This is a genomic window from Halomonas elongata, from assembly GCF_029081005.1.
GTDB lineage: Bacteria > Pseudomonadota > Gammaproteobacteria > Pseudomonadales > Halomonadaceae > Halomonas > Halomonas elongata_B.
Genome location: NZ_JAJQTQ010000016.1, coordinates 56,425 through 78,474 on the forward strand (window position 1 = coordinate 56,425; position 22,050 = coordinate 78,474).

The 22,050-nt window shown below is 66.3% G+C and carries 20 protein-coding genes; 14 read left to right on the plus strand and 6 right to left on the minus strand.

The features are described from left to right. Positions 1 to 13: 13 nt before the first annotated feature. The gene (locus LU493_RS12830; RefSeq protein WP_275288179.1) at positions 14 to 1,351 is read left to right on the plus strand and encodes a deoxyguanosinetriphosphate triphosphohydrolase; all 1,338 of its coding nucleotides are present in this window, start codon (positions 14 to 16) and stop codon (positions 1,349 to 1,351) included. 27 nt (positions 1,352 to 1,378) lie between these two features. After that, complete coding sequence (locus tag LU493_RS12835) at positions 1,379 to 2,191, plus strand: ribonuclease T2 family protein (RefSeq protein ID WP_275288180.1); 813 nt, start codon at positions 1,379 to 1,381, stop codon at positions 2,189 to 2,191. Here LU493_RS12835 and LU493_RS12840 read toward each other — a convergent pair. Beyond that, positions 2,169 to 3,074, minus strand: coding sequence for a nuclease-related domain-containing protein (locus LU493_RS12840; protein WP_275288181.1), 906 nt, complete (start codon positions 3,072 to 3,074; stop codon positions 2,169 to 2,171). The genes LU493_RS12835 and LU493_RS12840 overlap by 23 nt on opposite strands. A gap of 93 nt (positions 3,075 to 3,167) precedes the next feature. Between LU493_RS12840 and LU493_RS12845 the strand changes: the two genes are divergently transcribed. Beyond that, the gene (locus tag LU493_RS12845) at positions 3,168 to 4,019 is read left to right on the plus strand and encodes an NAD-dependent protein deacetylase (RefSeq protein ID WP_275288182.1); all 852 of its coding nucleotides are present in this window, start codon (positions 3,168 to 3,170) and stop codon (positions 4,017 to 4,019) included. A 62-nt stretch (positions 4,020 to 4,081) separates the two neighbouring features. On the opposite strand, the gene LU493_RS12850 is transcribed toward LU493_RS12845, so the two are convergent. Continuing rightward, the gene (locus LU493_RS12850; protein ID WP_275288183.1) at positions 4,082 to 4,456 is read right to left on the minus strand and encodes a translation initiation factor Sui1; all 375 of its coding nucleotides are present in this window, start codon (positions 4,454 to 4,456) and stop codon (positions 4,082 to 4,084) included. A 50-nt stretch (positions 4,457 to 4,506) separates the two neighbouring features. Next, positions 4,507 to 5,397, minus strand: coding sequence for a helix-turn-helix transcriptional regulator (locus tag LU493_RS12855; protein ID WP_275288184.1), 891 nt, complete (start codon positions 5,395 to 5,397; stop codon positions 4,507 to 4,509). 69 nt (positions 5,398 to 5,466) lie between these two features. Here LU493_RS12855 and LU493_RS12860 point away from each other — a divergent pair, with 69 nt between their 5' ends. Together LU493_RS12860 and LU493_RS12865 are read left to right on the plus strand one after the other, a co-directional pair. Beyond that, a complete protein-coding gene (locus tag LU493_RS12860; protein WP_275288185.1) occupies positions 5,467 to 6,879 on the plus strand; it encodes an aminotransferase in 1,413 nt (470 codons plus the stop codon). A gap of 120 nt (positions 6,880 to 6,999) precedes the next feature. After that, positions 7,000 to 8,406, plus strand: a complete 1,407-nt coding sequence (locus LU493_RS12865) for an APC family permease (protein ID WP_275288186.1) — start codon at positions 7,000 to 7,002, stop codon at positions 8,404 to 8,406. A 93-nt stretch (positions 8,407 to 8,499) separates the two neighbouring features. On the opposite strand, the gene LU493_RS12870 is transcribed toward LU493_RS12865, so the two are convergent. Further along, the gene (locus LU493_RS12870) at positions 8,500 to 9,681 is read right to left on the minus strand and encodes an alpha-hydroxy acid oxidase (RefSeq protein WP_275288187.1); all 1,182 of its coding nucleotides are present in this window, start codon (positions 9,679 to 9,681) and stop codon (positions 8,500 to 8,502) included. A gap of 134 nt (positions 9,682 to 9,815) precedes the next feature. Between LU493_RS12870 and LU493_RS12875 the strand changes: the two genes are divergently transcribed. The 8 genes from LU493_RS12875 to uxuA all read left to right on the plus strand — a co-directional run bounded on the left by LU493_RS12875 (position 9,816) and on the right by uxuA (position 18,481). Beyond that, positions 9,816 to 10,553, plus strand: coding sequence for a GntR family transcriptional regulator (locus LU493_RS12875; protein WP_275288188.1), 738 nt, complete (start codon positions 9,816 to 9,818; stop codon positions 10,551 to 10,553). Further along, entirely contained in the window at positions 10,550 to 11,761 is a 1,212-nt protein-coding gene (manD, locus tag LU493_RS12880; RefSeq protein ID WP_275288189.1) for a D-mannonate dehydratase ManD, read from the plus strand. Before LU493_RS12875 ends, manD begins: the two co-directional genes overlap by 4 nt. 12 nt (positions 11,762 to 11,773) lie before the next feature. Beyond that, positions 11,774 to 12,796 (plus strand): zinc-binding alcohol dehydrogenase family protein, encoded by a 1,023-nt coding sequence (locus LU493_RS12885; RefSeq protein WP_275288190.1) that lies wholly within the window; start codon positions 11,774 to 11,776, stop codon positions 12,794 to 12,796. A 57-nt stretch (positions 12,797 to 12,853) separates the two neighbouring features. Continuing rightward, positions 12,854 to 13,822, plus strand: a complete 969-nt coding sequence (locus LU493_RS12890) for a TRAP transporter substrate-binding protein (RefSeq protein ID WP_275288191.1) — start codon at positions 12,854 to 12,856, stop codon at positions 13,820 to 13,822. 76 nt (positions 13,823 to 13,898) lie between these two features. Then, positions 13,899 to 14,483, plus strand: a complete 585-nt coding sequence (locus LU493_RS12895) for a TRAP transporter small permease (protein ID WP_275288192.1) — start codon at positions 13,899 to 13,901, stop codon at positions 14,481 to 14,483. Further along, complete coding sequence (locus LU493_RS12900) at positions 14,483 to 15,763, plus strand: TRAP transporter large permease (RefSeq protein WP_275288193.1); 1,281 nt, start codon at positions 14,483 to 14,485, stop codon at positions 15,761 to 15,763. The genes LU493_RS12895 and LU493_RS12900 overlap by 1 nt, the downstream gene beginning before the upstream one ends. Before the next feature lie 31 nt (positions 15,764 to 15,794). Next, entirely contained in the window at positions 15,795 to 17,285 is a 1,491-nt protein-coding gene (locus tag LU493_RS12905; RefSeq protein ID WP_275288194.1) for a mannitol dehydrogenase family protein, read from the plus strand. Between the two features lie 17 nt (positions 17,286 to 17,302). After that, positions 17,303 to 18,481: a mannonate dehydratase gene (uxuA, locus tag LU493_RS12910; protein WP_275288195.1), complete on the plus strand. Its 1,179-nt coding sequence runs from the start codon at positions 17,303 to 17,305 to the stop codon at positions 18,479 to 18,481. Between the two features lie 15 nt (positions 18,482 to 18,496). Here the strand turns inward: uxuA and LU493_RS12915 are convergent, their stop codons facing one another. Both LU493_RS12915 and LU493_RS12920 read right to left on the minus strand, forming a co-directional pair. After that, a complete protein-coding gene (locus tag LU493_RS12915; protein ID WP_275288196.1) occupies positions 18,497 to 19,648 on the minus strand; it encodes a fumarylacetoacetate hydrolase family protein in 1,152 nt (383 codons plus the stop codon). A 127-nt stretch (positions 19,649 to 19,775) separates the two neighbouring features. Beyond that, positions 19,776 to 20,975, minus strand: coding sequence for an ROK family transcriptional regulator (locus LU493_RS12920; protein ID WP_275288197.1), 1,200 nt, complete (start codon positions 20,973 to 20,975; stop codon positions 19,776 to 19,778). 285 nt (positions 20,976 to 21,260) lie between these two features. Here LU493_RS12920 and LU493_RS12925 point away from each other — a divergent pair, with 285 nt between their 5' ends. Beyond that, positions 21,261 to 22,031 (plus strand): SDR family NAD(P)-dependent oxidoreductase, encoded by a 771-nt coding sequence (locus LU493_RS12925; protein WP_275288198.1) that lies wholly within the window; start codon positions 21,261 to 21,263, stop codon positions 22,029 to 22,031. Positions 22,032 to 22,050 lie beyond the last annotated feature (19 nt).

The window sequence follows — 22,050 nt, forward strand, 5'->3', positions numbered from 1 at the left end:
AAGGAGGTCGCCCATGACGCAGATGACCTGGGAGCGCCTGCTCGACCCTGCCCGGCTGCACGATGAGCGCGGTGCGGCACGGGGCGAGATCGGACGCAGCCCGTTTCACAAGGACCATGATCGCATTGTCTTCGCCGGTTCATTCCGCCGCCTGGGCCGCAAGACCCAGGTGCATCCCCTGACCGACAACGACCATATCCACACCCGCCTGACGCATTCCCTGGAAGTCGGCTGCGTGGGCCGTTCGCTCGGCATGAGCGTCGGCGAGGAACTGCGTCATCGCCTGCCGTCGGACATCACCCCGGCGGATCTGGGCGTGATCGTCCAGGCCGCCTGCCTGGGGCACGATATCGGCAACCCGCCCTTCGGGCATGCCGGCGAATATGCCATCCGCGACTGGTTCAAGCGCGCCGAGGCCGATGGCAGCGGCTTGCTCGATGGCCTCTCGGACATGGAACGCGAAGACCTGCTGACCTACGAGGGCAACGCCCAGGGCTTTCGCATCGTCACCCAGATCGAATACAACCAGTTTCGCGGCGGCATGCGGCTGACCGGCGCGACCCTGGGCACGCTGCTCAAGTATCCCTGGACGGTGGCCCACGGCGGGACCGCGGGCAAGTTCGGCTGCTATCAGAGCGAGTTGCCGCTGTTGAATCAGGTGGCCGAGCGTCTGGGGCTGCTGCCTCATGGCGAGAACCGCTGGTGCCGGCATCCGCTGGCCTGGCTGGTGGAGGCCGCCGACGACATCTGTTATGCCCTGCTCGATCTCGAGGATGGCCTGGAGATGGGCATCCTGCGCTTCGAGGAGGTCGCCGAGGTGCTGACCCAGATTGCCGGCGGCGAACCTCCGGACTATGCCACGATGCAGAGCGAAGGGGTTTCCCAGCGTCGGCGCATCGCCGCCCTGCGTGGCGCCGCCATGGAACAGGCAGTCAACGAGGTGGCCAAGGTCTTCGTTCAGCACGAGGGCGAGTTGCTGAGCGGCACCCTGCGTCATGACCTGCTGGAACTCTGCCACCCGGACCTGGACTGGGGCGTCAAGTCGGCCAAGGATCTGGCGCGCAAGCGCATCTTCCGCAACGAGCGCAAGGCCAAGCTGGAGATCGGCGCCTACACGACCCTAGGGATCCTGCTCGAGGCCTTCATCGGTGCCGCTCATGAGCTGCACCATACCGGCCATTCCAACTTCAAGCACCAGCGGGTGCTGGCGTTGATCGGCGAGAACACCCCCCTGCCGTCATGGTCGCTCTACGACAGCTATCGGCGCATGCTCGACTTCATCGGCGGCATGACCGATCACTTCGCCGTCGATCTGGCGCAGGAGATGGGCGGGCGTCTCAAGGGCGATTGAGCAGACTGATGAGGCAGGGAGATTGCGATGTCCAGATGTTTGGCGACGCGAACCGCAACGCCGCCGGTCCGGGGCTGGCAAGCGCTACTGTCGATACTGCTGCTGGGGATGGTGCTGTTCGGCGTCTCGCCGGCCAGGGCCGAGGTGCCGTCGATCGAGGCGAGCGGTTTCGATCACTACACCCTGGCGCTGACCTGGCACCCCGGCTTCTGCGCCAGTCGCTCCCGGCCGCCCCGGGAATGTCGCGAGCCGGAGCTGAGGCGTGGCACGGAGGAGGGCTTCGTGCTGCACGGGATCTGGCCCTCGTTGCCACACCGGCTGAGCGAGCGCGGTGTCGAGCGCCGTCGATGGTGGCGTCAGGGGTGCTTCATCGAGCGTGAGCGTCCAGACGGCGGTTTCTGTCGCCACCCTGCCCTCGGGCTACCCGATGACCTGGCGGGGGAGCTGGATGGCGTCATGCCGGGCCGGGCCAGTTGCCTGGGGCGTTATCAGTACGCCAAGCATGCGGCCTGTCTGAATGTGACGGCGGAAGATCTGTTCGACACCTCGGTGGCCCTGGTGGACGTCGTCAATGCCAGTGCCTTCACCGATTTCCTGGTGATCCATCGCGGCGGCGAGGTGGCGCGCAACGCCTTGATCGAGGCCTTCGAGGCGGCGTTCGGGGAGGGTACGGGGCGGGCCCTGAGGCTGGAGTGCAGCGGGCGCGGCAACCGGCTGCTGACCGAGGCTCGGATCGGCATCGATGCCCGGTCACTGACGGATTTCCCCGCGTCGGACAGTCTGGCGAGACTGGGTCGAGGCGATTGCGCCACCCGTGTCAGGATAGCGGCGTTCGATTGAGCGCCGCCCCGGCGACGCGCTGGCGAAGGGCGCGAATCACGGCATCGTGGGTGGCGGTGTCGAGCTCGCCGGGATGTTGCAGCGGCAGGTGATCCGCCAGGCCGTCGCCGCTGACCACCAGCAGGTCGCTGGTCGCGGCGGCGTCCTCGATGCGCCAGCCCGGCAGGACCAACACGCCTTGTACCGGAACCGTCCGGCCCACTTCCTTTTCCAGCCAGGTCGCCAGCCAGCGCACGGCGCGCCGGGTCTCGCGCAGGGGGCGTCGCTCCTTCCAGCCGGGAAAGCGCAGTCGCTCGCTCTCCACGACGACGACATTGTGTTCCTCGCCCGAAGGCAACACGGCCGGCGTGCGGGCGCGCGTCTCGATGGCGAAGACACCGTGGGGTGTCACCGCCACGTGATCCAGGGTATCGCCGGCTCCCGGCACGTCATGAAAGACGTAGTAGGGATGCGCCTCGGGACGGATCAGGCGCGAGAGTTCCTGGCCCACGGCCAGCTCGCAGGCCAGGCCCAGCTTGAGGCGTCGGATACGCTGGAAATCGCGAATCAGGCGCAGGCAGAAGACCAGTACCAGCAGGGTGGAGAGTGCCCCGTACAGCCCCCATTCCAGCCAGTTCTGCTGGCTGGCGAAGAGCATGCGTCCCATGCCGTAGACCAGCGGCGTCAGGGTGATGATGGGGCCCAGGGCGCCGTTGAGGAACAGGCCGGCGAAGGCACGGTCGAGCCGATCACGCAGTGACTGGCCCGGTTCGCGCAGGCGATGGGCGTCGAAGGGGGAGCTGACCCGGGCGTCGTGCAGGTTGCGCAGGGCCACCACGATCACCGCGGTCGCCGCCAGGGGGAACAGAAAGATCAGCGGAAGCAGGTATTCCAGCCAGGCCATCGGGAGTCCTTGCCCGTGGGAGATCCTGCCCATTCTAGACAACCTTGTGCCCCGGGGGCCATGCTCGGTTCGTGTGAGGAGTGAGGAGTCGAGATGAGCGACATTGAGACACTGGCGGCGTTCGTGGCGCGCACGCCGGGGCTGGCGGTGCTGACCGGCGCCGGTGTCAGTACGGCCAGCGGCATTCCCGACTACCGTGACGATGCGGGCGACTGGAAGCGTTCGCCGCCCATGCAGCACCAGGTGTTCATGGACAGTCATGCCGCCCGCCAACGCTACTGGGCGCGGGCCCTGGTCGGTTTTCGTGCCCTGCGCGAGGCGCGCCCCAACCCGGCACACAGGGCCCTGGCCGAGCTCGAGACGACGGGGCATGTGGCGGGGGTGATCACCCAGAACGTCGATGGCCTGCACCAGCGGGCCGGTTCCCGACGAGTGCTCGATCTGCATGGTCGGGCCGACGTGGTGCGCTGCATGGGGTGTGGGGCGCGTCGCATGCGCCACGATCTGCACGACGAACTGGGCGACCTCAATCCCGACTGGCTCGAGCTGGGGGCCAGTGTCGGTCCGGATGGAGATGCCGACCTGGAGCGCGACTTCGCCGACTTCCGGATTCCTTCGTGCGAGCGATGCGGTGATGGGATCTGGAAGCCGGATGTCGTGTTCTTCGGCGACAGCGTGCCGCGGGGGAGGGTGGACGATGCCTTCGCCCTGCTGGAGGAGGCCAGCGGGCTACTGGTCGTGGGCTCGTCGCTGATGGTCTATTCGGGGTTTCGTTTCGCCCGGCGGGCGGCAAGGGACGGCAAGCCGCTAGCCTGCCTCAACCTGGGCCGCACCCGGGCCGACGACCTCTATACACTCAAGGTGGCGGCCAGCGCCGAGAACGGGCTGGCCGCGTTGGTCGAGTCGCTGGAGGTCATGGCACTGCGTCCAGCCGACCAGGCCTGATCCGAAAAGTCGACGAGCCCGACACGTTTTCGACTCCTGGGAAGCGCAGGCACTTTTCGGCCCTAGCCGCCGGCCAGCTTGACCTTATACCCCCGTTTTTCCAGCTCACCCTTGAGCACGTCGCGCTGGTCGCCCTGAATCTCGATCACGCCTTCCTTGAGCGCCCCGCCGGTGCCGCAGCGCTTCTTGAGCTCCTTGGCCAGTGCCTTGAGATCTGCGGTCTTGAGCGGCACGCCTTCGACCAGGGTCACGCCCTTGCCCTTGCGACCCTTGGTCTCGCGACGCAGCCGGACAATACCGTCCAGATCCGCCAGGCGAGCCTCCTCGGCGGCCTCTGCGCAGCGGCAGTCATCGATCGGCTGGCGACAGTCGGGGCAGGTGTCGCCGTGTTCGGTGGAGTAGACCAGGCCGCGCAGCTGGTCCTGCAGGGATGCCATGGGGCCTCCTGGACGATGCGGATGTATCGCCGATGATAAAGCGGGGAGCCTCAGCGGTCGATCCAGTCGATGAAGATCGAAAAGAGCTCGGCCTGAGAGCTCACCGCGAACTTGGCGTAGAGGTTCTTGCGGTGCATGCGTACCGTCTCCGGGGAGATATCGAGTTCCCGGGCGCTGGACTTGGCCGAGTGGCCGCGCAGCAGCAGCCGGCACACCTGCTGCTCGCGTTCGGTAAGCCGCTCGGCGCCGAAGCGCTGGAAGGCGCCGCGCAGGCGGTCGGTGAGCGGATTCGGCGAGGCATCGGCCGGCGGCGTGTCGGCGGTCTGCCAGTGGTGATGCCCCAAGGCCAGGACCATGGGCGCCAGGGCGCGCAGGGTGTCCAGTTCCGGCTGGGTGAAGGGTGCGGCGCTCAGGCCATGGTAGAGGCAGATGGAGATGCGCTGCCCGGGCGCCAGGTCGAGCAGGAAGTAGCAGTCCTCCACCGAGCCCGCCTCCAGGTAGTAGACCCGATAGTATTCGCTGCGGAAGAAGTCGTCCGGGGCGATCTCGGCCAGATGGTGGAAGCCCTCGCCGAGGCCCTGGTCGACGGCCAGGCAGAAGGGGTCGAGCAGATAGCCGCGGGAGAAGTAGCGCCCGAGGATCCGGTCGCGACCCTCGGGCGGAATGCCTCGCTGGTACAGCAGCCGGGGCGCCTGGCGGGCGTCCTCGAGGATCACCAGGGTCGATTCGGTGGGTACCAGACGGTCGATGGCCGCGATCAGGGCTTCGGTAAAGCCTGGCTGGCGGCACCGGGCATGGGCCTCGGCCAGGGCGCGGTGCCAGCCTTCGAGGGCGGCGAGCGAGAGGGCTGGCGAGGACGTGTCGGACGTGCGGGGTGATGGCGTCGCGATGGTCGGCCTCCGGGGCGGAGCAGGGGCGCGGGGCGCCCTCGCCCCACCCAATTGGGGTATGGGGGCGGCGTCGAGAGGCTGCCTATACTGCCGCCACTCTTTGCCGCCGACAGGATGCGTATGACTAATATCACCGAATCGAAACGTTTTTCCAATTTCGACAAGGACCGCCTCATCGACGCCGACAAGGCGCACTACATGCACGGCTACCACGTCTTCGACGACCATCGCGAGCAGGGCTCGCTGACCATCGTCGACGGTGACGGCGCCCATATCCAGGACGCCGAGGGCCAGCGCTATCTGGATGCCGTGGGTGGCATGTGGTGCACCAACATCGGCCTGGGCCGCGAGGAGATGGTCGAGGCCATCGCCGACCAGACCCGCCGTCTCGCCTACTCCAACTCCTTCGCCGACATGGCCAACGACCGCGCCATCGAGCTCAGCGAGAAGCTGGCCGAGCTGGCGCCAGGTGACCTGAACCGCGTCTTCCTGACCACCGGCGGCTCCACTGCGGTCGACACCGCCATCCGCCTGGTGCACTTCTACCAGAACTGCCGCGGCAAGCCCGAGAAGAAGCAGGTCATCACCCGCATCAATGCCTATCACGGCTCGACCTACCTGACCATGTCGCTGGGCGGCAAGCAGGCCGATCGCCCGCCGGAGTTCGATTTCCTCTCCGAGGGCATTCACCATCTGAGCTGCCCCTACCCCTATCGCGAGGCCCGGGGACGCAGCGAGGCCGAGTTCCTCGACGCCCTGGTCGCGGAGTTCGAGGCCAGGATCGCCGAGGTCGGCGCGGAACGGATCGGCGCCTTTCTGGCCGAGCCGATCATGGGCTCCGGCGGCGTGATCATTCCTCCCGAGGGCTATCATCGCCGCATGTGGGAGGTCTGCCAGCGCCACGATATCCTCTATATCTCCGACGAGGTGGTGACCTCCTTCGGCCGCCTGGGCCATTTCTTCGCTTCCGAGGACGAGTTCGGCGTGGTGCCGGATATCATCACCACCGCCAAGGGCCTGACCTCTGGCTATCAGCCGTTGGGCGCCTGCATCTTCTCGGAGCGGCTGTGGGAGGTGATCGCCGAGCCCGGTACGGGGCGCTGCTTCAGCCACGGCTTCACCTATTCCGGCCACCCGGTGGCTTGTGCCGCGGCGCTGAAGAACATCGAGATCATCGAGCGCGAGGCGCTGCTGCCGCGGGCCCGCGAGGTGGGGCGCTACTTCGAGGAGCGCCTGGCCACCCTGGCCGAGCTGCCGATCGTCGGCGAGGTGCGCGCCAAGCGCTTCATGGCCTGCGTGGAGTTCGTTGCCGACAAGACCACCCGCGAGCTGTTCCCCGAGGAGCTCAATATCGGCGAATGGGTGCACCTGCGCGCCGAACGGCGCGGTCTGCTGGTGCGGCCGATCGTGCACCTCAACGTCATGTCCCCCGCCGTGACCCTGACCCACCAGGAAGTCGATTTCATCGTCGACGTGCTGCGCGACAGCATCCTCGAGACCGTCGAGGACCTGCGCGCCGCCGGGCACTGGTGAGGCCCGCCCGCGCGGCATGACCACCGCGCGGGCCCCTCGTTCATTCCCGCTTCGCGTATCGGGCGTTCGGCGGCCGATGCGCGCGTCACGCTGCATTTCCTCCTGGCTGGAGTCTTTCTCATGGAAGTCAACAAGAACAAGGTACTGCGGTGCCGCGACGTCACCCTGTACACCGTCTCGGCGATGCTGTTCATGGACCAGATCGCCCTGGCCGCCTCGCTGGGCTCGACAAGCCTGTTCTGGTGGGCCTACGTGCTGGTGCTGCTGTTTCTGCCCATGGCCATGATGACCTCGGAGCTCGGGACCGCCTATCCGAGCAACGGCGGCGTCTATCACTGGGTGCGCCTGGCCTTCGGCTTTCGCTGGGGCGCCCGGGTGTCCTGGATGTACTGGGTCAACAACGCCCTGTGGATGCCCTCGGTCTACATCCTGTTCGCCAGCATGCTCAGCGCCTTCTATTTCCCCGACATGAGCCTGTGGCTGCAGATCTTCATCGGCTGCAGCCTGGCATTGGTGACCTCGCTGTGCACCAGCGCGAGCCTGCGCTTCGGCAAGTGGCTGCCTAACCTGGGCGCGGTACTGAAGCTGATCTCGGTGCTGGTACTGGTGGTGGGCGGCCTGCGCTACGGCTTCAACGAGGGCTTCGCCAATCCCTTCACCCTGGAGGGGATCGTGCCGTCCGCGCCGGCGTCCATCGCCGCCCTGGGGGTGATGGTGTACGGCATCATGGGCACCGAGCTGGCCTGCTGCAGTGCCGCCGAGATGGTCGCGCCGCGTCGCGACATCCCCCGGGCGGTGCTGGCCTCGGGGCTACTGATCGCCGCCTTCAACGTGCTGGGCACCATCGGGGTGCTGGCCGCGGTGCCCACTGACCAGACCGACGTGACCACCATCTTCGCCGAGTCGCTGTTCAACATGTACGGCCACGATGGCTGGGGCGGCCTGTTGGCCAACCTGGTGGGCGGCTTCGTGCTCTTCACCTTCTTCACCAACATGGTGACCTGGAGCATGGGCACCAACCGCGCCGCGGTAGAGGCTGCCCACGCCGGCGAGTTCCCCCGGGTGTTCGGCATCGTGCATCCACGCCACGACACCCCGGTGGGCTCGGCGCTGCTCGCCTCCACGGTGAGCATCCTGGTGATGCTGGTCTACGGCTTGGTGGCCGACACCGCCGAGGGCCTGTTCTGGACCCTGCTGTCGATCTTCGCGATGATCTTCATGATGCCCTATGTGCTGATGTGCCTGGCCTTCATCAAGCTGCGGCTGAGCAGCGACGCGCCGCGGCCCTTCCGCCTGCCGCTGGGCAATCGCCTGGCCTGCCTGTGGGCCGCCGTGGTCGGGTTGCACGTGGTCGCCGGCATCGTGTTCTTCGTGGTGACCCCTGGCGAGCCGATGGACTGGGACTACGCGGGCAAGATCCTCGCCGGCGTGGTGCTGGCCCTGGCGATCGGCGAGGTCATGATCGGCCTCGGCCGGCGGCAGAAGCGTCGCCGTCGGCCCGTCGCGGAACCGGCAGTGCCGGGCTGAGGCGACTCGAGACGAGTCTCGCCGCCATGAACGCACGGGCCCATCCCGCCAGGGGTGGGCCCATGCCTTATCGCCTGCGGCAGGCCCAGCCCGCTATCCGCGGCGAGAGTTCACCAGAGCGCTCGCGTCCAGGTCGGCGATCCGGTCGACCCCCAACAGGCCGATGGTTCGGTCGATTTCCCCCTGCAGGATCTCCAGGGCGTGTTCGACGCCTGCCTGCCCGCCCGCGGCCAGCCCGTACAGGGTGGTACGCCCCAGCCAGACTGCATCCGCGCCGAGGGCCAGTGCCTTGACGACCTCCGTCCCTCGTCGGAAGCCGCTGTCGATGAAGAGCTGGCAGCGTTGGCCGACACGTGCCTTGGCCTCGGGCAGGACCTCGAACGGTGAGCGTGCATGATCGAGCTGTCGGCCGCCGTGGTTGGACAGCACGACTGCGTCGACACCGAGTGTGGCGGCCTGTGCCGCCTCGTCGGGTGACAGGATGCCCTTGACGATCAGCTTGCCCGGCCAGCGGTCGCGCAACCAGGCGATGTCGTCCCAGTTCAGGGTCGGATCCAGCTGCTGGCCGATGACCGCCGAGGCACCCTGCACGCTCTGCTTGCCGGGCGGCAGCAGGTCGCCGAGGTTCTTGAAGGCCGGCATGCCGTCGGGAATCAGCACGTCGGCGATCCAGCGCGGACGCGTCAACAGGTGGGCGAGGTTACGCAGGGTCGGCTGCATGGGCTTGCGGAAGTTGCGCAGGTCCCACTCCCGATTGCCATAGATGGCGCTGTCGGTGGTGACGACGAGCGTCTCGTAGCCGGCTGTCTGGCAGCGGTCCACCAGTTTCCTGACATAATCGCGATCGCGATAGAAGTAGATCTGCATCCAGGCATTGAGCCCCTCGACGGCGGCGATGTCCTCCAGCGAGGTCGTGGCCACGTTACTGAGCACGAAGGGAATGTTCGCGCCGGATGCCGCCGTCGCCAGCTTGATGTCGCCGTGACGCGTCAGCATGCCGTTGTAACCGGTGGGGCCGATCACCAGGGGCAGGGCATGGCGCTGGCCCAGCAGCGTAGTCGAGAGCTCCCGGGGGCCGACCCGGGTCAGGGTCCGGGGTTCGAACAGGTAGTCGTCAAATACCTCGCGATTGCGCCGGAGGGTGCGTTCGTCATCGGCGCCGCCCTGGAGGTACTCGAACACGAAGTTGGGCAACCGTCGCCGGGCGATCCGTTCCAGGTCGGCGATATTGAGCGCTCGTTGGTAGTCGGTGCCGGTATAGGGGCGGCGTTTCACAGTGATCTCCCAGATGGTGAGCGTGGCACTAAAGTCTAGGGCGAGAGTGCTTCCTGTTTTCTTGCCATACTACCATACTAGTCATATCAGAAAGGCGGCGGCCAGGACCGCGGCGACATATCGGGGTGAAACACATGACGACGACATTACAGGCGCTATGGCAGGAAACTCGTGATCGTGACTCGGTGCGTCGACGCCTCCATGAAGTGCTTCGCCAGTCGATCATTCGCATGGTGCTGGCGCCGGGGCAGGCGCTGTCGGAGAAGGAGCTCGCCGACACCTTCTCGGTGAGCCGCCAGCCGGTCCGCGAGGCCTTCATCCGGCTGTCCGAGGCGGGGCTGGTCGAGGTACGTCCGCAGCGGGGTACCTTCGTGGTCAAGATCTCGCAGCAGGCGGTGCTCGAGGCGCGCTTCGTGCGTGAAGCGGTGGAGGTGGCCGTGGCGCGCGAGGCCGCGACTCGCGGACTGGACCGGCCGGTGCTCGCCGAGCTGCACGACTTGATCGAGCGCCAGCGGCGCTGCATCGAGCCGGACGATCATGACCGCTTCTTCCTGCTCGACGAGGATTTCCATCGTGCCTTGTCGCTGGGTATCGGCCAGCAGGCCGCCTGGAAGGTGACCGAAGAGGTCAAGGCGCAGCTCGATCGTGTGCGCTATCTGAGCGTTCCCGAGAGTACGCCCCTCGACAAGCTGATCGCTCAGCACGAGGCCATCGTCGATGCCATCGAACGGCAGGATAGCGAAGCCGCGGCCGAGGCGATGCGTGTTCACCAGAGCGAGATTCTGGAGTCGCTGCCCGATCTGGTGCGCCGCTTCCCCGAGATGTTCCAGTCCGCCCAGACACCAGCGCTCGCCGAGGAGACCCAGGCATGAAGATCGAACGGGCCTATACGATTGTCACCGCGCCGGGACGCAACTTCGTCACCCTCAAGATCGTGACCGACGAAGGCGTCTACGGCATCGGCGATGCCACCCTCAACGGTCGCGAGCAGGCGGTGGTCGCCTATCTCGAGGAACACGTGATTCCTGCTCTGATCGGCCGCGATCCTCAGCGTATCGAGGACATCTGGCACTACCTCTATCGCGGTGCCTACTGGCGGCGGGGACCGGTGACCATGAGCGCCATCGGCGCTGTGGACATGGCACTGTGGGACATCAAGGCCAAGGCGGCGGGCATGCCGCTGTACCAGTTGCTGGGTGGCAAGAGCCGGGAGCGAGTCATGGTCTATGGCCATGCCACCGGCAAGGATATCGAGGCTTGCCTCGACGAGGTGGCCCGGCATGTCGAGGAAGGCTACCGCGCGGTGCGGGTGCAGGCCGGGGTGCCGGGCATTGCCAGCATCTACGGCGTGGCCAAGAAGCCCGGCGAGCGCTACGAGCCCGCCGATGCCGACCTGCCGGCCGAGCACGTCTGGAACACCGCCAAGTACCTCAACCATGCGCCCAAGCTGTTCGCCGCCGTGCGCGAGCGCTTCGGCGACGACCTGCATGTGCTGCACGATGTCCACCACCGGTTGACGCCCATCGAGGCGGCGCGGCTGGGCAAGGAGGTCGAGCCCTTCCACCTGTTCTGGCTGGAAGACTGCGTGCCGGCGGAGAATCAGGAGAGCTTCCGGCTGATCCGCCAGCACACCACCACGCCGCTGGCGGTGGGCGAGGTCTTCAACAGCCTCTACGACGCCAAGACGTTGATCGAGAACCAGTGGATCGACTACATCCGCGCGACCCTCACTCATGCCGGCGGCATCACCCACATGCGGCGGTTGGCCGACCTGGCCGGGCTCTATCACGTGCGCACCGGTTTTCATGGTCCCACCGACCTGTCGCCGGTGTGCCTGGGGGCGGCGATCCACTTCGATACCTGGGTGCCCAATTTCGGCATCCAGGAGTACATGCCCCACGAAGACGTCACCAATGAGGTCTTCCCCCACGACTACCGCTTCGAGGATGGCCACTTCCTGGTCGGCGAGACGCCGGGGCACGGCGTCGACATCGACGAGCAGGTGGCCGCCAGGTATCCCTATCGTCGTGCCAGCCTGCCGGTCAACCGGCTCGAGGACGGCACCCTGTGGCACTGGTAACGAGGTAAGCCGATGAAAGCCTTTCAGGTAAATGCGCCCCAGGACTATCGCCTGGTCGACACCGTGGCTCCCGACGTCGCGCCGGGCGAGGTGCTGGTGAAAGTGGCCTTCGCCGGGATCTGTGGCTCCGACATGCACATCATCCATGGCGACAACGCCTTCGTTCGCTTTCCCCGCATTACCGGCCACGAGTTTGCCGGCCTGGTCGAGGCCGTGGGCGAGGGCGTCGAGGAGGTGAGCGTCGGCGATCAGGTCTGCATCGACCCGGTGATCAACCGTGGCCGCTGCTATCCCTGCCGCATCGGCCGCCCCAACGTCTGCACGGCACTTGAGGTGATCGGCGTGCACCGCAATGGCGGCTTCGAGGAGCGGGTCAATGTGCCGGCCGGCAACGTCCATCGCCTGCCCGAGAATCTGGGGCTGGACGCCGCGGCGCTGGTCGAGCCCTACACCATTGCCTGCAATGTCCTCGACCGCATGCAGCCCCATCCCGGGGATCGCCTGTTGATCCTCGGCGCCGGGGTGATCGGCCTGACCATCCTGCAGATGGCTCGTGCCCAGGGCATCGAGGACATCACCGTCAGCGACGTCATCGATACCCGTCTGGACACTGCCCGGGAGCTGGGGGCCACCCGCACGCTCAACGGGGCGGAGCAGGACGTCGAGGCCGAGGTCGCGGCGCTGACCGGTGGCGAGGGCATGCCGTTGATCGCCGATGCCGCCTGTGTGCCGGCCCTGCTGCCGCAGATGCTGCGCATGGCGTCGCCGGCGGGGCGCATCGGGCTGCTCGGCTTCACTCCTACCCCCAGCGACCTGGCGCAGCTGGAGGTGATCAAGAAGGAGCTGACCCTGGTCGGCTCGCGTCTCAACAACCGCAAGTTTCCGGAGGTGATCGATCTGATGGCATCCGGGCGTCTCGATCCGCTGGCGCTGGTCAGCCATCGCCTGCCCTTCGACGACATGCCCGATGCCATCCAGATGATCGATCATCATCCCGAAAAGGCCCGCAAGGTACTGATCCAGATCGGTGCCTGACGGACGTGCACGCAAGCAAGCCAACAACACACAACGCAAGTGCCAGGAGACAACGCCATGATCAAACGACTTGTGACCAGCGCCGTTCTGGGCGCCGCCATTCTCGGCAGCCAGGCCGGCCTGGCCGCCGACTTCACGCTGAAATTCGGCCACCTGGCCAACGAAGAGAACATCTGGCACCAGGCCGCCGTGACGTTCAAGGAAGAAGTGGAAGCCAATTCCGACGGTCGCATCGAGGTGCAGCTCTATCCCAACGAGCAGCTCGGGGCCGAGATGGATGTCATCAACAGCATCCAGCTGGGCACCGCGGACATGACCATCACCGGCGAGAGCCTGCAGAACTGGGCACCCAAGGCGGCGATGATGGCGGTGCCCTATGCCTTCCGCGACTCCGCACACCTGGAGCAGGCCGTCGAGGGCGAGATCGGTGATGAGATCGAGGCCCAGATCACCGAGCGTGCCAACCTGGTGCCCCTGGCCTGGTTCGAGCGCGGTCCGCGGCACCTGACGTCCAACCGTCCGATCGAGAAGCCCGAGGATCTCGACGGCCTTCGTCTGCGCGTGCCCAACGTGCCGCTGTTCGTGGATACCTGGGAGGCGCTTGGAGCCCGCCCCACGCCCATGGCCTTCAGCGAGGTCTTCACCTCCCTGCAGCAGAACACCATCGAGGGGCAGGAGAACCCGCTGAGCCTGATCGAGAGCGCCAGCTTCGATGAGGTCCAGGACTACGTGAACCTCACCGGCCACGTGCGCAGCTGGATCTACGTGGTGATCGGCAAGGACAAGCTCGACAGCATGCCGGAGGACCTGCAGCAGGTGGTCTTCGAGGCGGCAGACACCATGCAGGCCCATGAGGCCGACCTCTTCGCCGAGGACGAGAAGCGCCTGCGTCAGGATCTCGAGGAGCGTGGCATGGAGTTCGTCGACGTGGATGCCGACGCCTTCGCCGAGAAAGCCCGCCCCGCGGTGCTCGATTCCCTCAATGAAGAGCAGCGCAAGCTGTTCGAGGCCATTCAGGCACTGTGATGCCGCCGCCGGGCGAGCCCCGCCGGGGTTCGCCCGCTCGTCGATGAGTGCCGCCCAGGCATCTTGAGGAGGACCTATGGACCCCAACCATAAGGCGGCCGAGCAGGAGGCGCTCGAGCAGTTGGACCCTCTCGCCTCGGTTCCCACCTTTCAGGGCGCCCTGGGGCGGCTGATCGGGGGGATCGACACCCTGTTCACCGTGCTGGCCGTCACGGCCCTGGTGGCCATCGCCGGCACGGTGCTGCTGCAGATCGCGGCACGGCTCTTCCTGCCGTTCAGCGTCTCCTGGACCGAGGAGCTGTCGCGCTACCTGTTCATCTACATGGTGGCCCTGTCGGCGGGGGTGGTGCTGCGCCAGCACCGCAACGTCAGCGTGGAGCTCTTCCACCACACCCTGGGGCTTCGCGCCAGGGCCGCCCTTCAGACACTGATCTGCCTGCTGATCACCGGCTTCGCCCTGATCGTGCTGCCCTACGCCTGGCAGTACGCCATGAACGGCGCCTGGCAGACCTCGCCGACACTGAAGGTTCCCATGCTCTACATCTTCTTCTCCACGGTGGTGATGTTCGCGCTGTTGCTGGTCTACGGCGCCATCGGCTTCCTCGAGGGCCTCATGGCCATCTTTCGCTCGCCTGAGCGCCCCGCATCGGAGCAGCCGTGATGGAAGTCATCATCCTGTTCAGCGCCTTCCTGGTCCTGTTGCTGATCGGCATGCCCATCGCCTTCTCCCTGGGCATCGCCTCGCTGGCCTACCTGCTGCTGGAAGGCATCTCGCTGACCGTCGTGCCGCAGCGCCTGTACGCGGGCATCGACACCTTCGTGCTGCTGTGCATTCCCGGCTTCGTGCTGGCCGGCAACCTGATGAACGTCGGCAATATCACCGAGAACATCGTGCGCTTCTCCAACGCCCTGCTCGGCCATATCCGTGGCGGGCTGGGCCTGGCCAATGTCGGCGGCTCGATGATCTTCGGCGGCATCTCCGGCACCGCCGTGGCCGACTCGGCCAGCATCGGCTCGGTGATGATCCCCGGCATGGCCAGGTCCGGCTACGACAAGCCGTTCGCCGCGGCGGTCACCGCCGCCTCCTCCACCGTGGGGCCGATCATTCCGCCCAGCGTGCCGATGATCATCGCCGGCTCGCTCTCCGGGGTCTCGGTGGGCCGCATGTTCCTCGCCGGCGCCGTCCCCGGCCTGCTGCTGGGCGTGGCGATGATGGTCACGGTGTATATCCTTGCCGTGCGGCGTGGCTATCCCAAGGAGGCCCGCGTGCCTTTCCTGCAGCTGCTGCGCGAGGCCAGGACCGCCTTCTGGGCACTGCTGATGACGGCGATCATCCTCTACGGCATCATCGGTGGCTTCTTCACGCCCACCGAGGCCTCTATCGTCGCCAGCCTCTACGCCCTGGTGGTGGGCATGTATGTCTACAAGGGCCTCACCTGGCGCAAGCTGCCGGCGATCCTCACCGATACCGTCTTCACCTCCGCGGCGCTGCTGCTGATGGTGGGGCTGGCCAACCTCTTCGGCTGGATCCTGACCAGCGAACAGATTCCCCAGATGATCGCCGGCCTGATCCTGACCATCAGCGAGAACCCGATCGTCGTCATCCTGATCCTCAACCTGATCCTGCTGTTCGTCGGCGCCTTCATGGAGACCATCGCCGCGCTGATAATCCTCTTCCCGGCGCTGCTCGGCGTGGCCACCGGCGTGGGCATGGATCCGGTGCACTTCGCCGTCATGGCGGTGCTCAATCTGATGATCGGCTTGACCACCCCGCCAGTGGGCGTCTGCCTGTTCGTGGTCTCGGGCATCGGCAAGCTGCCCGTGCTGACCGTGGCGCGGGCCATCCTGCCCTTCCTGGTCTGCAACCTCGCCGTGCTGTTGCTGGTGTCCTATGTGCCGGCGGTATCGCTATGGCTGCCCGACCTGATACTCGGCCAGTGAGCCCGCGACACCCACCGATATGGAGAACGTGATGCAGGACGTCACACGGCTGCCGGCCAGCGCCGGCAGCGACCGAATCGGCATCGTTCATCTGGGCCTCGGTGCCTTCCACCGCGCCCACCAGGCGGTCTACCTGGAGCGTTATCGTCAGCGCACGGGTGACACCGGCTGGGGCGTGAGCAGCGCCAATCTGCGTGCCAATGTGGCGTTGGTGGATGCCCTGCACGAGGCGGGCCATCGCTACCATGTGGCCGAGTACGCGGACAGCGAGCATGTCACCGTCCGCGAGATCGGCGTGATCGAGGAGACGTTGTTCACCGGCAAGGAACAGGTCGGCGACCGCGACGGCCAGGGCTCCTGGGGACGCGACCGCGAGACGCTGCTTGCGCGTCTCGCCTCGCCCGAGACGCGCATCGTGACCCTGACGGTGACCGAGAAGGGCTACTTCCTGAGCCCGGCCAGTGGGGAGCTGCTTGTCGACGATCCGCTGATCGCCGCGGATATCGCCGATCCCGAGGCGCCGTGCACCGCGCCGGGCTTGCTGGTAGAGGCGCTGTACCGGCGCCGCCATGCCGGTGTGCCGCCGTTCACGGTGCTGAGTTGCGACAACATGCCCGACAACGGCAAGCGCACCCGCAATGCCGTGATTCAGTTGGCCGAGCGACGCGACGCCGCGCTGGCGACCTGGATCGAGCAAGAGGTGGCTTTCCCGTGCAGCATGGTCGATCGCATCGTGCCGGCCATGGCCGAAGCCGACTTCGCGCGCCTGGCCGAGCTCGGCATCGAGGACGCCAACGCCGTGGTCGGTGAGGCCTTCAGCCAGTGGGTGGTCGAGGACGACTTCCCCCAGGGACGGCCGGCCTGGGAGGCGGAGGGCGTGGAGATGGTCGCCGACGTGGCGCCCTTCGAGACCATGAAACTGCGCATGCTTAACGGCAGCCACTCGCTGCTTGCCTACCTGGGGGCCCTGGACGGCATCGAGACGGTGTTCGAGGCGGTCAGCCGCGATGACCTGGTGGCCCTGTTGCGCCGCTACATGCTCGAGGAGGCCGCTCCGACCCTGGCCATGCCCGAGGGTACCGATCTCACCGCCTATGCCGAGCAGTTGCTCGAGCGCTTCGCCAACGACAGCCTGCGCCATCGACTGCAGCAGATCGCCATGGATGGTTCCCAGAAATTGCCCCAGCGCTGGCTTCACGGCGCCCAGGCGCGCCTGGCGGCCGGTGGCGAGGTGCCTTGCACGGCGCTCGGCGTGGCGGCCTGGATTCGCTACACGGCCGGCGACGACCTGGCCGGCCGATCCCATCCGGTGGACGATCCACTGGCCGAGCGCCTGGCGGCCCTGCATGTCCGGCACGGCGACGAGGCCGAGGTCCTGGTGCGGGTTTTCCTGGCCGTCGAGGATGTCTTCCCGCCGGCGCTGGCGGCCGAACCGCGTTTCGCCGAGGCGGTCATCGCCGCCTATACCACCCTGACACGACAGGGGCTTGCCGGGGCGCTGGCTACCCTCGGGCGAGTCTGATCGAGAGGACACTCACCATGGAACACACCTGGCGCTGGTTCGGCCCCGCCGATCCCATCACCCTCGACGAGATCCGTCAGACCGGGGCCACCGGCATCGTCACCGCGCTGCACGAGATCCCCAATGGCGAGGTCTGGCCGATCGAGGCCATCGCCGAGCGCCAGCGCATGATCGAGGCGGCCGGTCTGCGGTGGTCGGTGGTGGAGAGCGTGCCGGTGCACGAGGCGATCAAGAAGGGCCTGCCGGAGCGCGAGCGGTATATCGACGCCTACCAGCAGACGCTGCGTCACCTGGCGGCCTGCGGCATCGACACCGTCTGCTACAACTTCATGCCGGTGCTCGACTGGACGCGCACCGACCTGGCCTGGCACCTGCCGGACGGTGGCCTGGCGCTGCGCTTCGATCAGACCGCCTTCGCCGCCTTCGACCTCTACCTGCTGGCGCGCCCCGGTGCCGAGGCCGAGTACAGCGACGCCGAGAAGGCCAAGGCCAGGGACTATCTCGATGGCCTCGACGAAGCCGGTCGCGAGCGGCTGATCGACACCGTCATCGCCGGACTGCCCGGTGCCGAGGAACACTACACCCTGGCGCGTTTCCGCGAGGTGATCGCCGGCTATGCCGAGATCGACGCCGAGCGGCTGCGCGAGCACCTGGGGGATTTCCTGGCCGCCATCGTCCCGGTGGCCGAGGAGGTGGGCGTGCGCCTGGCGATCCATCCCGACGACCCGCCCCGTCCGCTGCTTGGCCTGCCGCGGGTGGTGTCCGGCCCCGAGGATGCCCGGTGGCTGCTCGATGCCGTGCCCAGCCCGGCCAACGGCCTGACCCTGTGCACCGGTTCCTACGGTGTCAGCACCGATATCGATCTGGTGGCGATGGCCGAACGCTTCGCCCCGCACATCCACTTCGCCCATCTGCGTTCGACCCGGCGCGAGGCCTCGGACCCGCGCACCTTCCACGAGGCCCATCACCTGGACGGTGATGTGGACATGGTCGGTGTCGTCCAGGCGCTGGTCGCCGAGGAGCGCCGCCGCGAGCGCGAAGGTGGTCCGCGGCTGCCGCTGCGTCCCGACCACGGCCACCACATCCTCGACGACCAGTACCGCGACACCGCACCGGGGTACCCGCTCTATGGTCGTCTCAAGGGACTGGCCGAGCTGCGCGGCGTGGAGCGGGCAGTGCGCCGGTTGACCGCCTGAATCTTTCTGGGTCCATCAGCGGCGTTGCTGGTGTGACAGCCAGGCGCGGATACCATAGGTCCAGGGGGGGAGCCGGTCCGAGCGGTCGACGTCGTTGGCCAAAGCGCCCAAGGAGGGAGTCGCGATGGTGACGCTGTCCCCGATGTGGTGAGTGAATCCCTGGCCTGCGCCGTCGCGGTCCTGAATCGGCGAGAACATGGTGCCGAGGAACAGCAGGAATCCGTCTGGATACTGGTGGTGAGCGCCGGTGGTCTGCTGGACCAGCTCCAGCGGGTCGCGACTGATCTGGCGCATGTCGCTGCTGTCGTGGAGCTCGAAATCATCATCCTGGCCCTTGATGTGCAGCGAGACACGGGCCTGTCGCACGGTATCGAGCGTAAAGGTGTCATCGAACAGGCGAATGAACGGGCCGATGGCGCAGGAGGCGTTGTTGTCCTTGGCCTTGCCCAGCAGCAGGGCGCTGCGTCCCTCGATGTCACGCAAGTTGACGTCGTTGCCGAGGGTGGCGCCCTTCGCGGTGCCCCGGGCGTCGACCGCCAGCACGATTTCCGGCTCGGGATTGTTCCACCGGGATGCCGGGTGCAGGCCGACCCGGCTGCCGAAGCCGACCGCTGACAAGGGCTGGGACTTGGTGAACACCTCGGCGTCGTGACCGATGCCCACCTCCATGTACTGCGACCAGGCACCGCGGGCCTGCAACTCCGTCTTGAGTGCCATGGCCTCCTCCGAGCCGGGCACGATCCGGGAGAGATCGCCACCGATCAGCGCCTGCAACTCGCTACGCAGCTCGCTGGCCCGGGCGGGATCGCCGCTGGCCTGTTCCTCGATCACGCGCTCCAGCAGGCTGACGGCGAAGGTCACGCCACAGGCCTTGATGGCCTGGACGTCGCAAGGGGCAAGCAGGTAGGGCGCCCGTGGCGATGCGTGCCGGGAGTTGTCGAACAACTCCTCGGCCGAGCCGAGGAACTCGCCCTCGACCTCGGATACGAATGTCGCCGCATCGTTGCGGTCGAGCAGGTCGGCCATGCAGGTACAGTGATCGGAGATATCGAAGACCTGGCCGTGGCGGACGACCACCAGGACAGGTCCTCGTGCGTCGTCATGCCAGGCCCGGCCGACGAGCAGGGCCTGTTGGTCATCATCGGGGAGATAGGAAGAGACGCTCACGGAGTTACCTCGCTGGCCATGATATGACGCTTGTTAGTTTAGTCTCTTTACTATGTTGATTGGCGGGGCGGGAAAGTTCAAGCCGTTTACTGGCTCGTCGAGTGAGACTTTCGTGGATGTCGGTTCCTCAGATGAGATCGCTGGGACCATGGATGACGTGGGCCAGCACTTGAGCGGCGGCACCGCGGGCGGCGATGAAGGTGGAATCGTCGATCACGCGGAGGGGGACTTGCTGGGAGGAGCCCAGGAGTCGGTTCTGGTGGGTCTTGAAATATGACAGGGCCGGATCGAGGAAGGATGCGCCCAACTGGACCAGCGATCCCCCCAGCACAAGCTCGGAAGGGTTCTGGGTATGGTGGAGGTTGAGCAACAGGGTTCCCATTGCCTCACCTGCACGCCGCAGCGTGAGCTGGACGGCTTCCTCGTGCAACCGGGGCCGCAGGACCTCGAGAAGGTCCTCGTCCTCGGCGACACCCAGGGCGGCGCGGATCGACCAGCCGCTGACCAGCGTCTCCGCGCAGCCGCGATTGCCACAGTGGCAGTAGAGGCCGCCGGGCTGCAGGATGGTATGACCGATTTCGCCGGCCAGCCCCTGGAAGCCTCGGGAGAGCAGCGGCTGGTTGCCCTCGATCATGCCGCTGCCGATGCCGGTGCCGGCGCTGACGTAAATCAGGGAATCGGGTACCTGGCCAGTCCGGAAATAGAATTCCCCGAAGGCCGCCGACTTGGCCTCATTGTCCATCAACCAGGCGCCTTCCAACTTAGGCAGGTGAGAGCGCAGCAGATCGAGAAAGCGGATGTCCTTCCACCCCAGGTTCGGTGCCACGCGTAGCAAGGGGGCGTGGGGCGCGACGGGGCCGGGCAGGGCGATGCCGAGGCCGAGGAGGTGGTAGCCGTCGAGTGCCGGGGATTGCTGCAGCGTTTTCAGCAGGCCGGCGAGCAACTCAGCCGTCACCTCGGGCGACGAAGGCGACAGCCGCTCGTGGTGGCTGGCCAGTATCTGCCCCGAGAGCGTGCAGGCCACCAGGCGCAGGCCGTGTACGCCGACCTCGGCTCCGAGAATGGCAAGACATCGCTCATCGAGATGCAGGGCGCGGCCGGGGCGCCCCCCGCTGCTCTTCTGCAGTTCCCCCTCGCATAGCCACCCCTGCTTGAGGAGTGACTGCACGCCGCTACCCACTGTCGCTTTCGTCAATTGGGCCTGGGTCGCGATGTCGGCGCGTGTCAGGCCCGGAGAGCGGCGAACCAGCTCCAGAATGGCGCTGCGATTGAGCCGTTTAAGGAAGTGGAGATCGCCTGACCGGTGCGGCTGAAAACTGGTGGGCATGGGCGCTTTCCATGGTTTGCCGGCGTTGCGTGAGTCGTCCTGGCAACTCGGTGGTCAGTGCCGTGGGACTTCAAGCTCGAGCTTGACGAATGACCTTGGTAATCAAGGTGAACGAATGGCTCCGTCAGTCGATGCAGCAACGCCGTTGCCGAATGATGTGTTGGCTATCGATTGTATCGGGTTTGGCCGGGTCTTGCTGCACGTCTACCAAAGTCTCATTGAGTCTCGCGTTGCAGGTGACCATTCTGCCTAGTTAGTAAATAGATAAAACTAAGTGGAGCGAAGATGAGTGAGGACGCGGGGCGTTACCCCAGCCTGGAGCAGCGAGTGGTGTTCATCACCGGTGGCGGTAGTGGCATTGGTGCGGGACTGACCCGAGCCTTTCATGGCCAAGGTGCTGTGGTTGCCTTTGTCGATATCGATGATGCCGCCAGCCAGGCGCTGGTCGAGGAGTTGAAGGCGGAAACCGGTAGGGCGCCGCACTATTACCACTGTGATATCCGCGACGTTGCAGCCTTGCAGGCGGTCATCGCCGAGGTGGGCCAGACGCTCGGAGCGATCCGGACATTGGTGAACAATGCCGCCAACGATGATCGACATTCCTGGAACGACATCGATATCGATTACTGGGACGAACGGATGTCGCTCAACTTGCGGCCGATGTTCTTCGCTGCTCAAGCGGCGGCCCATCAGATGATTGAGGCGGGTGGCGGCTCGGTCATCAATTTCGGCTCGATCAGCGTGCGTATGGCGCTGGGGGATCTCTCCTGCTACATGACCGCCAAGGCGGCGGTACACGGCCTGACTCGCAGCCTGGCTCGCGATCTGGGCCCTCACGATATTCGCGTCAATACCCTGGTGCCCGGCTCAATCATCACCGAACGGCAACTGGAGAAGTGGATCGGTCCCGAAGAAGAGGCCTCGATCCAGGCGCGTCAATCCTTGAAATTCCGGCTGGAAGCCCATCATGTCGCACCGGCCGTGCTGTTTCTGGCCAGTACCGACAGCCAGGCGATTTCCGGCCAGGAGCTTGCCGTCGATGGGGGATGGGGGTGATCTCCCATGTACCAATACT